This is a genomic window from Salinisphaera sp. S4-8, assembly GCF_040361235.1.
Taxonomy (GTDB): Bacteria; Pseudomonadota; Gammaproteobacteria; order Nevskiales; family Salinisphaeraceae; genus Salinisphaera.
Genome location: NZ_APNF01000013.1, coordinates 1 through 10,976, shown reverse-complemented (window position 1 = coordinate 10,976; position 10,976 = coordinate 1). Strand labels below are relative to the sequence as shown.

The following is a 10,976-nucleotide window of genomic DNA, read 5'->3' as shown; positions in this document are numbered from 1 at the left end:
GTCATGATCAAGCGTCGCGAAGTACAGGCCGAACAAGCCCTCGAAGCCGATGATATGGCGCTCGAGGTGTTCATTCATGCCCTCAAACTGCGTCATGGCTACGATTTTTCGGGGTATTCGCGGGCATCGCTCAAGCGCCGCGCGCTCGAACTCGCGCGCAAGCTTGGGGTCGAGCGCCTGGGTGATCTGATTCCCAGCACGCTCTACGAGCCCGCGCTGGTGCGCGAGATCGTGTCGCATTTGTCGGTGCCGGTATCGTCGCTGTTTCGTGATCCGGAAGTATTCCTGCGCCTGCGCGAAGAAGTATTGCCGATGCTGGCGTCCTGGCCACGAATCAATATCTGGCTGGCCGGCTGTGCCTATGGCGAAGAGGTGTATTCGCTGGCGATCATGCTGGCCGAGGCCGAGCTGACCCAGCGCTCGCAGATCTATGCCACGGATTTCAACGACTACGCGCTCGAACGCGCCGCCGAAGGGATCTTCGATCGCAAGAATCTGGCCGAATACCGCAGCAACTATACGGCGTCCGGCGGCCGGGCTCGGCTTTCGGACTATTATCACGCCCGCTACGACCTCATGCGCATGCGCCGTGAGCTGCTCGAACGGGTGGTGTTCGCCCATCATAATCTCGTCACCGACGGCGTTTTCGCCGAGGCGCATCTGATCATGTGCCGGAACGTGCTGATCTACTTCACCCAGCCACTCAAGGATCGGGTGCTCGAACTGTTCGCCGATAGCCTGGTGCGTGGCGGCTTTCTTGTGCTGGGCAACAAGGAAGCGTTAAGCCCGTCCTCGCCCGTAGCGGATCGTTTCGAATTGGTCAGTGCCAACGATCGCATCTACCGGCTCAAGGGAGCGCTGTGATGGGCGATTCGGATTATGCGGCGCTGGCGATCGGGGGCTCGGCCGGTAGCCTCGAAGTGGTCTGCGCGCTGCTCGAAGGCCTGATCGCGCCCACGCGACTGGCGGTGGTCATCTGCCTGCATACAGCCAGTCGCGAAGTCGACGAGTTGTGTGCCGTGCTGTCGCGCTATTCGCCGGTGCCCGTGGTCGAAGCCCGCGACAGTGCACCCGTCGCGCGCAACAAGGTGCATGTCGCCGGCGGCGGCTACCATCTGCTTGTCGAGCGCGCGGCGACATTCGCCCTGTGTGCGGGTCCGCGTATTCAGTATGCACGCCCGAGCATCGATGTCCTTTTCCAATCCATGGCCGAAACCTATCGGCGCTACCTGGCCGGCATGCTGCTTTCCGGCGCCAATGCGGATGGTGCGGCCGGTTTGCAGGCGATCCATCGTCTGGGCGGGCTGACCATCGTGCAGCGCCCGGATACCGCGAGCGCCCCGGTCATGCCACAGTCCGCATTGAAACGATTCGATCCCGATCGGCAGAATACACCCGGTCAACTCGTAGACGCCGTGCGCGGTCTATCCCAGGGAGCACGGTGAAAGATGATGTCCAACCCCGATAGTTCGTCCGACTACGCGCGACCGCGCATATTGGTCGTCGACGATCTGTATGCCAATCGACTGGCCATGCGGCGCGTGCTGGCCACACTGCAGGTCGACGTGATGGAGGCCGAAAGCGGCAACGACGCGCTGGCGGCCTGTATCGACACCGAATTCGCGCTCATCCTGCTGGATGTGCAGATGCCGGGCATGGATGGCATGGAGGTCGCCCAGTTCCTGCACGGCGAGGAATCGACCCAGCATACCCCGGTCATCTTCGTGACCGCCGGTGCGACTGACGATATGGATCGGCTCAAGGGCTACGACGTGGGCGCGGTCGACTACATCACCAAACCGCTCAACCCTTCGCTGCTCTCGGCGAAGGTACGCAACTTCATCGAGCTTTATGAAAGCCGGCGTGCGCTCAAGCAGGCCCTGGCCGAACTCGACGAGCGCAACAGCCAACTCGAGCGCGAAATCGAAGAACGTCGTCGCGCCGAGGATCGTGCCCAGCAGCTGGCGACCCACGATGCCCTGACGGGGCTGCCCAATCGACTACTGTTTCTCGATCGGCTGGCCACGAGCATGCAGCGAGCCAGGCGCAACGGTCAGATCTTTGCGCTGGGCTATATGGATCTGGACGGCTTCAAACCCATTAACGACGAATTTGGTCATGGCATCGGCGATATCACGCTCCAGACCATTGCCGACCGGCTGCGCGAGAATACGCGCCAGACCGATACGGTCGCACGCTTCGGTGGCGACGAATTCGCGCTGATCCTGGAAAACGTGGACGACGAAGACACCTGTATCGGCCTGTGCGAAGAATTACGGGCGCGTCTGAGCGCGCCCATTTCATTGCCGTGCGCGGGCGGCACCAACGGAATCAGCGTCGGGGTGAGCATCGGACTGGCCTTCTACCCGGCCAATGGTCAGAACGCCGATCGGCTGATGCACAATGCCGACCGGGCGTTGTATACGGTCAAGCAGACCGGCAAGGGCGCGGTGCATATTTTCAGCGCCGCCGATGACGACGATGCCCATGTCCACGGCGCCCAGGTTCACGCCAAGATGCGTTAGCGCCGGAGGCTAAGAGCGGTATTGCCCGGCTTGCGGATTACGTGCCTGACGCGACCGGCAGCGGGCGCGCGATGGCCTGTTTCAGGACGACAGCCCGTCGTCGCGTTCGTCGTCCACCGGCGCATCGAAATCCGCGACGCGCTCGCCGTCGCCTTCGGCGAGCAGTTGATCGACACGTAGTTCCGCCTGTTTGAGCGTCTGCTGGCAGGCGCGCGCCAGCGTTACGCCGCGTTCGAACTTGGCCAGAGCCTGTTCGAGTGATACGTCGCCACTTTCGAGCGCCTCGACCAGGGCTTCGAGTTCGGTGACCGATTCTTCAAAGGCCGCCAGACGGGGCTGGCTGTCGGCGGGCTCGGCGGGTGTGGTGTCTTTGGCCATGCGGTGTCTTTGCTCGGCGAAAATCTGGGCGAACAGTCTACTGGAATCGCCATGGGCATAGCGCGGGTAAAACAGGGCTCTATTGCCAGCGTTGTCGCCTTGGCTTAACGTGCCGCGCATTCGCCGATACACGGTCTGTGCAGGTCAACGCGCACCGACCGCGGCCATTGCAAGCAAGAAGAGGGCCCATGGCCAGCCGCTACGACGCTGCCGATATTGAAGTACTGTCCGGACTGGACCCGGTGCGTAAACGCCCGGGCATGTTCACGGATACTGCCCGGCCGAACCATCTCGCCCAGGAAGTCATCGACAACAGCGTCGACGAGGCGCTGGCCGGCCATGCCACCGAAATCGAGGTGGTGCTGCATGCCGATGGCTCGCTATCGGTGACCGACAATGGTCGCGGCATGCCGGTGGATGTGCATCCCGAGCAGGGCGTACCGGGTATCGAGCTGATTCTGACCCGGTTGCATGCCGGCGGGAAATTCTCCAACAAGCAGTATCAGTTCTCGGGCGGGCTGCACGGCGTGGGCGTATCGGTGGTCAACGCGTTGTCGAGTTCGCTGGTCGCCCAGGTCTGGCGTGGCGGCACGCATTACGAAATGCGTTTTGCCGGCGGCGAGCTGGAAAGCCCGCTGACTGAAATCGGCAGCTGTGCCAAGAACAAGACCGGCACCAAGCTGCATTTCGACCCCGATCCGCAGTATTTCGACAGTCCGCGTTTTGCCACGGCCCGGCTCAAGCATCTGTTGCGGGCCAAGGCCGTGTTGTGTCCGAACCTCAAGGTGCATTTCGTCGACGAGGCCGGTGAGGAAGACATTACCTGGCAGTATGCCGACGGTCTGGCCGACTATATGGCCGATGCGCTCGATGGTATCGACTGCGTGATCACGCCGGCGTTTACCGGCGGCGAAGACGGCGGCAGCCAGACCGTCGACTGGGCGCTGACCTGGCTCGCCCCCGAGCAACCGGGCGTGGACGGCGTGGCCGAAAGCTATGTGAACCTCATTCCCACCGCGTCCGGCGGTACCCACGTCAACGGTCTGCGCTCCGGCCTGACCGAGGCCGTGCGCGAATTCTGCGAATTTCGCAATCTGCTGCCGCGCGGCGTGAAGATCGCGCCCGAAGACGTGTGGTCGGGCTGTACCTATGTGCTGTCGGTCAAGATGAACGAGCCGCAGTTCTCGGGTCAGACCAAGGAGCGCCTGTCCTCGCGCGATATCAGTGGGTTCGTATCCAACGCGGTCAAGGATGCGTTTTCGCTTTGGCTCAATCGCCATGCAGAAACCGGCGAGCAGCTGGCCGCCCAGATCATCGGCAATGCCCAGGCCCGTGCGCGCAGCGCCAAGAAGGTCAAACGCAAGCGCGTGACTGCCGGGCCGGCCTTACCCGGCAAGCTCACCGATTGCGTGACCGACGATCCGTCCCGATCCGAACTGTTTCTGGTCGAAGGCGATTCGGCCGGTGGCAGTGCCAAGCAGGCACGGGATCGCAACTTTCAGGCGGTGATGCCGCTACGCGGCAAGATTCTCAACTCCTGGGAGGTCGAACCCGCCGATATCATGGCCTCGAACGAGATTCACGATATCTCGGTGGCGCTCGGCCTGGACCCGTCGAGCGACAACTTTGACCGCTTGCGTTACCACAAGATCTGCATCCTGGCCGATGCCGACTCGGACGGCCTGCATATCGCAACGCTGTTGTGTGCGCTGTTCGTCAAGCATTTCCGGCCGTTGGTCGAGCATGGGCATGTGTTCGTGGCCATGCCGCCGCTGTTTCGTATCGATGCCGGCAAGGAAGTTTTCTATGCCCTCGACCGCGACGAGCGCGACGTGATCCTGCGCCGGCTGGAAAACGAAAAGAAAAAGCGCAAGATCAGCGTCACCCGCTTCAAGGGCCTGGGCGAGATGAGCGCACTCCAGCTGCGCGAGACCACCATGGCCCCCGATACGCGCCGACTGGTACAGCTGTCGATCGACCCGGAAGCCGGCAGCGCGATGAGCGTCGACGAGCTGCTGGATATGCTGCTGGCCAAGAAACGCGCCGCCGATCGCCGTAGCTGGCTGGAAGCACGCGGCCACGAAGCCGATACCGACTGATCGACGCCGCGGCCACCGGGTCGCGATCGGCGCCATCGCGTGCCGCGTTACTGCCTCGGTGTGTCGGCGCCGAGGCGCGGTGTCGCGGGCGTTTGGGCGGTAAATAGGCGCTCGCTTCACCGTGGCGTGAGGTCATTGGCCCGGTCATTGGGCCCCGGTTCTGCCTGCGCTGCGGGGCCGGCATGAACGCGCGTACCCGTGCGCCACCCCGGCATTCAATTTACGCCGCTACACGTCGATATTCTGGGCACGAGTCGCTGAGTCGCATGCGGCTTTCACCTGCGACGGCCGGGCCGGTCCACTTCAGCTATGTAGAAGCGCCCAGGTCGGAGCTTCAACACGCGTTGTGCGCCGATATGTCCGTCGATGAAAAACAATCAGGGCGCTTTGAAGCCGGGAAGCTGAGTTGGCTATTACAGTTTCCCGAACCGATCGAAGCACGCTACGAAGCCGCGCACGGTCGCCGGCGCGTGGCCACGATGCGCGCGAGCATCGTCGTCGGTTTGCTCATCTACAACCTCTACAACATCACCAGCGTCGTGCTGTTGCCGGATATCCTTTGGTCGACGGTCGCGGTTCGCGTGCTCGGGGTAACCGTAATCGCGGTGTTATTCGCAGTGTGCCTGGACGGCTTGTCGGCGCGTTGGCGCGAACGTCTGGCATTAATTACCTTGACGGGCGCGGCGCTGCTGCCGATCGGCTTCTACTGGGTATCGAACGCGGCTTATGCCGGCTATACCGTCGGCGAATTCGGGCTGATGCTGGCGTACGGGAATATGCTGCTATGCCTGCGTTTCGTGCATGCGCTGGTGTTTACGTCGGTGCATGTGAGTGTCGCCTTGCTCGCCTTCGATACCAAGCCGGGGGGCGACCCCGGCCTCCAGTTCGCGTTTTCGTTGCAGGTCGTCAGCGCCGCGATATTCACGCTCTATGCGAACTATCGCACCGAGCGTCAGCGCTGCACCGGTTATCTCACGGCATTGGCTGCGTGGCAGCGCTCGGCGAATGCGGAGTCTGCGAGCCAGCGCTACAAGACCATGTCGCGCACCGATTCGTTGACCGGGTTGCTCAACCGGCGGGCGCTCGACGAAGAACTCCAACGCTGGTTTCGCGGCTCGCGGCGCCCGCAAGAGGCGGGTCTGGCCGTGATCATGCTCGATATCGATCATTTCAAACCCTATAACGACTGCCTCGGTCATCCGGCCGGGGACCGTTGCCTGGGCGAAGTAGCCAAGGTCTTGCGTTCGATCAGCGCAGGCCATGGGGCGCTGTGTACGCGTTTCGGCGGCGAGGAGTTCGTGATCGTGGTATTCGATATCCAACCCGGACAGGCGCAAGCCGTGGCGGATGAACTGGCTGACGGCGTCAGGGCGCTCGACATACCGCATCCCGCGCGGCCCGATGGCAAGCACTGCATCACGGTGAGCGTAGGTGTGGCCATGACGCGTCCGGGCGGCGGTTCGCACGATGCAGACAGCCTCCTCGCGGCCGCGGACGAGGCGCTCTACAGCGCGAAGGACAACGGGCGCGACCGGATCGAATTCCCGGCGATCGCGTAGCTGCGGTCCGACGAGCGGTCGCGCTTGCATGTATCGGCGCGGGTCGGTGCCGGTGCGGCCACGCCGCACGCGCCGACAGGCGGGTATCGGGCTCACATGCATTCGGGCCTTGCGTTTGCTCGCTTTGTGCGCGCGGGTTAACGTCTCGCGCGGTGGCGCGTATGCGGCCACGGGGGCGGACGCTGTTCCGCGCGCTGGCCGATCCGGTTTCGATTCAACCTTGCAGGCGTTTTTTCACGATGGCCCAGACCCTTGCGCACGATAACGAGCGTATGCCGCTCAATGCCTTCGCCGAGAAGGCGTATCTCGACTATGCGATGTACGTCATTCTCGACCGCGCCTTGCCGCATGTCGGTGATGGCCTCAAGCCGGTACAGCGTCGCATCGTCTATGCCATGTCGGAACTGGGCCTGTCGGCCGCCTCCAAGCCGAAGAAGGCGGCGCGCACGGTGGGCGACGTGATCGGCAAGTTCCATCCGCATGGCGATTCGGCCTGTTACGAGGCCATGGTGATCATGGCCCAGCCGTTTTCCTATCGCTATCCGCTGATCGACGGCCACGGCAACTGGGGCACTGCGGACGATCCGAAATCGTTTGCGGCGATGCGCTATACCGAATCGCGCCTGACGGCCTACGCGGCAACGCTGTTATCCGAACTGGGCCAGGGCACGGTCGACTGGCAGCCCAACTTCGACGGCACGCTCAACGAGCCGGTGACACTGCCGGCGCGTCTGCCCAACGTGCTGCTAAACGGCGGCACCGGCATCGCGGTGGGCATGGCCACGGATATTCCGCCGCACAACCTGCGCGAAGTCGCCGAGGCAACAGTGCATCTGTTGCACAACCCCGAGGCCGATCTGGACGCGCTTTGCGAATACCTGCCGGCGCCGGATTTTCCCACTGGCGCGGAAATCATCACGCCCGCTGAAGAGCTTCGCGAGCTCTATGCCAAGGGCAACGGCATCGTGCGCGTACGCGCGACTTACACGATCGAAAACGGCGAGATCGTGATCGACGCGTTGCCGTATCAGACCTCCGGCGCGCGCGTGCTCGAGCAGATCGCCGGTCAGATGGCGGCCAAGAAGCTGCCCATGGTGTCGGATCTGCGCGATGAGTCCGACCACGAAAACCCCACGCGCCTGATCATCGTGCCACGCAGCAACCGTGTGGATACCGAAGCGCTGATGGCGCATCTGTTCGCGACCACCGGGCTGGAAAAGGGCATCCGCGTCAATCTCAACGTGATCGGCCTCGACGGCGCCCCTAGGGTGAAGAACCTGCGCGAAATTCTCACCGAATGGTTGACCTATCGCCGCCAGACGGTCACCCGCCGGCTCGAACATCGGCTCGATGCGGTGATGGATCGCCTGCATATTCTGGAAGGTCTGCTGACCGCCTATCTGAATATCGACGAAGTCATTCATATCATCCGCACCGAGGACGAGCCCAAGCCGGTGATGATGGAGCGCTTCGGCTTGACCGGCACCCAGACCGATGCGGTGCTGGACCTGCGCCTGCGTCATCTCATGAAGCTCGAAGAGTTCAAGATTCGCGGCGAACAGGAAGAACTGGAAGCCGAACGCAAGACGCTGGAAGCCATCCTCGGCTCGCGCAAGAAGCTGGATACGCTCATCGGCGACGAAATCATGGCCGATGCCGAAAAATACGGCGATGCCCGGCGTAGCCGCCTGGTCGAACGCGGCCAGGCCAAAGCCCTGTCGGAAGCCGATCTGCTGCCCAGCGAACCGATTACGGTGGTGCTGTCGCGCCAGGGCTGGATTCGTGCGGCCAAGGGTCACGATGTCGATGCCGCGGGGCTGAATTTCCGTAGTGGCGACGACTATCTCACCCACGCGGTGGGGCGTAGCAACCAAACGCTGATCGTGCTCGATTCCACCGGTCGTAGCTATACGCTGGCAGCCCACAAGCTGCCGTCCGCGCGCGGGCAGGGCGAGCCGCTTACCGGCAGCCTCAATCCTGCGGACGGCGCGCGTTTCGTGGGTATCGCCCTCGGCGACGACGACACGCGTTGCGTACTCGCGAGTACCGCCGGCAATGCCTTTGCCACGACGCTGGGCGAGATCAGCAGCCGCAACAAGAGCGGCAAGGCCGCGCTCAGCGTGGGCAAGAACGCCGATGCGCTTGCGCCCGCGCCGATCGCCGGTGACGATCCGGAGGTCTGTGTGGTCACCAGTTCGGGCCAATTGCTGTGCCTGCCGCTCGATGAACTACCCCAGCTCGCCAAGGGCAAGGGCAACAAGCTCATTTCGCTCAAGAAGGACGAAAAGGTCGTCGCTCTGGCCGCACTTGCAGCCAGCGCGGTGCTCACGATCTATAGCGGCAAGCGGCACATGACGCTCAAGGCCGGCGAGCGCGATGCCTATCGCGGCCCGCGTGCCTCACGCGGTAAGCGCCTGCCACGCGGTTTTACGCAGGTGCAGGCGGTGCAGGTGGAAAACTGATCTGACTCCGGGCTCTCTCCGATCGTCCGCGATCCGGAAGAAGACAAGTCAGTCCGCAAATGAACGCGAATACACGCTAATGAAAGCGGGTGGGGCGATTGGATGCGCGATCGTGCTCTCGGGCTCCGGTCTGACGCTGAGGGTCGGTTGCCGGGCACCGTAAGGTGTGTGTGCAAAGCAATGCCTGGGCTTAGCCCTTTTATTATTTGCGTTAATTGGCGTTCATTCGCGGTCAGTTTTGCCTTGCGGATACCGGCACGGTGTCGAGGCGCGACTTGCGCTTAGTGGGCCACCATTCAAAGGCATGTTGGTCCGCAAATGAACGCGAATACACGCGAATGAGGGAGCGCGGGGCGGTGGGGCCGATCGCACTCTCGGGCTCCGCTTTGACGCGTACGGACGTCTGACGGATATGTTGAGTGCGTGTTCAAAAGCAATGCCCAGGCTTAGGCCTTTTATCATTTGCGTTAATTGGCGTTCATTCGCGGTCAGTTTTGCCTTGCGGACACCGGCACGGTTTCGTAGCGCGACTTGCGCTTAGTGGGCCACCATTCAAAGGCATGTTGGTCCGCAAATGAACGCGAATACACGCGAATGAAAGCGGGCGGTGTGACGGGGGCGCGACCGCGCTCTCGGGGTCCGCTTTGACGCGTACGGACGTTTCCCAGACATCTTAGGTGCGTGTTCAAAAGCAATGCTCGGGCTGGGGCCTTTTATTATTTGCGTTAATTGGCGTTCATTCGCGGTCAGTCCTGCCTTCAAGGCATAGGCACCGCGTTGAGGATCGCGATTCCCTCGCGGCCAGCTGGCTTTGATGACCACACACGACGCTGAAAACGGGTGAAAAATAAACGCGCGCGTCTATCTTGAAACCAATTCGCTGTTGCGCTATCTAAATCGGTATACCTGCAACCGTAGACCTCATCGATGAAACGTATTGCGCTGTTTTTGTTGACCAACATCGCCATCATGCTGGTGCTGACGGTCATTCTTCAGCTGTTCGGCGTCACCAGTCTGCTTGCCGCCAATGGCGTCAATCTCGATCTTCCCTCGCTGCTGATCTTTGCCGCCGTGTTCGGCATGGGCGGTTCGCTGATTTCGTTGGCCATGTCGAAGTTCATGGCCAAGCGCATGACCGGCGCGCAGGTGATTACGCAACCGTCCAACGCGATGGAAAGCTGGCTGGTTTCCACGGTCACGCGTCAGGCACGCCAGGCGGGTATCGGCATGCCGGAAGTCGCGATCTATGACTCGCCCGATATGAATGCGTTTGCCACCGGCATGAGCCGGAACAGCGCGCTGGTGGCGGTCTCAACCGGCCTGTTGCGCCAGATGAGCCATGATGAAGCCGAGGCGGTGATCGGCCACGAGGTCACGCATGTGGCCAACGGCGACATGGTCACGCTGGCGCTCATTCAGGGTGTGGTGAACACCTTCGTGTTCTTCTTCGCCCATGTGATCGGGCATGTCGTCGATCGCATGGTGCTGCGCAACGAGCGCGGCCACGGCATCGGTTATTTTCTGACCGTGATCTTCGCGGAAATGGTGTTGGGCGTGCTGGCGAGCCTGGTCGTGTTCTGGTTTTCGCGCCGGCGCGAGTTCGCCGCGGATGCCGGTGGCGCGCATCTGGCCGGCCGGGCCAAGATGATCGGTGCGCTGCGCCGCCTGCAGGCAGGCACGATTGCCACGGAATTGCCCGATCAGATGCAGGCGCTGGGTATTTCCGGCAAGAAGGCGTTAGGCATCAAGCGTTATTTCATGACCCATCCGCCGCTGGAAGAACGCATCGCCGCGCTCGAAAGCGCGGGCGTGCAGCGCGCCTAGGTGTAGCTGGGCCCGGCCGGCGCCAAGGCGTCGGCGCCGGTATCGCAATCTGGAAACCGCCCTAGATGTGACCTCTCAGTAGATTGTTCATCCGAGCCGCAAGCCTTGAAGCTGATGGGTGCTGAAATC

Annotated in this window: 8 protein-coding genes; 7 read left to right on the top strand and 1 reads right to left on the bottom strand. The window is 62.3% G+C overall.

What is annotated here, in order from left to right:
* Nucleotides 1-3 precede the first annotated feature (3 nt).
* The 3 genes from S4A8_RS16350 to S4A8_RS16340 are packed head-to-tail and all read left to right on the top strand — an operon-like array spanning nt 4 to nt 2,525.
* Nucleotides 4-864, top strand: coding sequence for a CheR family methyltransferase (locus tag S4A8_RS16350; protein WP_353178488.1), 861 nt, complete (start codon nt 4-6; stop codon nt 862-864).
* Nucleotides 864-1,445, top strand: a complete 582-nt coding sequence (locus tag S4A8_RS16345) for a chemotaxis protein CheB (RefSeq protein ID WP_353178490.1) — start codon at nt 864-866, stop codon at nt 1,443-1,445. Before S4A8_RS16350 ends, S4A8_RS16345 begins: the two co-directional genes overlap by 1 nt.
* Nucleotides 1,446-1,451: 6 nt before the next feature.
* Nucleotides 1,452-2,525, top strand: coding sequence for a diguanylate cyclase domain-containing protein (locus S4A8_RS16340; RefSeq protein WP_353178491.1), 1,074 nt, complete (start codon nt 1,452-1,454; stop codon nt 2,523-2,525).
* Between the two features lie 81 nt (nt 2,526-2,606).
* Here the strand turns inward: S4A8_RS16340 and S4A8_RS16335 are convergent, their stop codons facing one another.
* A complete protein-coding gene (locus S4A8_RS16335; protein WP_353178493.1) occupies nt 2,607-2,903 on the bottom strand; it encodes an exodeoxyribonuclease VII small subunit in 297 nt (98 codons plus the stop codon).
* A gap of 188 nt (nt 2,904-3,091) precedes the next feature.
* Between S4A8_RS16335 and parE the strand changes: the two genes are divergently transcribed.
* The 4 genes from parE to htpX all read left to right on the top strand — a co-directional run bounded on the left by parE (nt 3,092) and on the right by htpX (nt 10,847).
* The gene (gene parE / locus S4A8_RS16330; RefSeq protein ID WP_353178494.1) at nt 3,092-5,002 is read left to right on the top strand and encodes a DNA topoisomerase IV subunit B; all 1,911 of its coding nucleotides are present in this window, start codon (nt 3,092-3,094) and stop codon (nt 5,000-5,002) included.
* Nucleotides 5,003-5,358: 356 nt separating this feature from the next.
* Nucleotides 5,359-6,561 (top strand): GGDEF domain-containing protein, encoded by a 1,203-nt coding sequence (locus tag S4A8_RS16325; protein ID WP_353220942.1) that lies wholly within the window; start codon nt 5,359-5,361, stop codon nt 6,559-6,561.
* 239 nt (nt 6,562-6,800) lie between these two features.
* The gene (gene parC / locus S4A8_RS16320) at nt 6,801-9,023 is read left to right on the top strand and encodes a DNA topoisomerase IV subunit A (RefSeq protein WP_353220941.1); all 2,223 of its coding nucleotides are present in this window, start codon (nt 6,801-6,803) and stop codon (nt 9,021-9,023) included.
* A gap of 927 nt (nt 9,024-9,950) precedes the next feature.
* The gene (gene htpX / locus S4A8_RS16315; protein WP_353178499.1) at nt 9,951-10,847 is read left to right on the top strand and encodes a protease HtpX; all 897 of its coding nucleotides are present in this window, start codon (nt 9,951-9,953) and stop codon (nt 10,845-10,847) included.
* The last annotated feature ends 129 nt before the right edge of the window (nt 10,848-10,976 follow it).

Coding starts and splice junctions, on each gene's coding strand:
- S4A8_RS16350 (WP_353178488.1), top strand. CDS start 4: ATGATCAAGCGTCGCGAAGTACAGGCCGAACAAGCCCTCGAAGCCGAT.
- S4A8_RS16345 (WP_353178490.1), top strand. CDS start 864: ATGGGCGATTCGGATTATGCGGCGCTGGCGATCGGGGGCTCGGCCGGT.
- S4A8_RS16340 (WP_353178491.1), top strand. CDS start 1,452: ATGTCCAACCCCGATAGTTCGTCCGACTACGCGCGACCGCGCATATTG.
- S4A8_RS16335 (WP_353178493.1), bottom strand. CDS start 2,903: ATGGCCAAAGACACCACACCCGCCGAGCCCGCCGACAGCCAGCCCCGT.
- parE (WP_353178494.1), top strand. CDS start 3,092: ATGGCCAGCCGCTACGACGCTGCCGATATTGAAGTACTGTCCGGACTG.
- S4A8_RS16325 (WP_353220942.1), top strand. CDS start 5,359: ATGTCCGTCGATGAAAAACAATCAGGGCGCTTTGAAGCCGGGAAGCTG.
- parC (WP_353220941.1), top strand. CDS start 6,801: ATGGCCCAGACCCTTGCGCACGATAACGAGCGTATGCCGCTCAATGCC.
- htpX (WP_353178499.1), top strand. CDS start 9,951: ATGAAACGTATTGCGCTGTTTTTGTTGACCAACATCGCCATCATGCTG.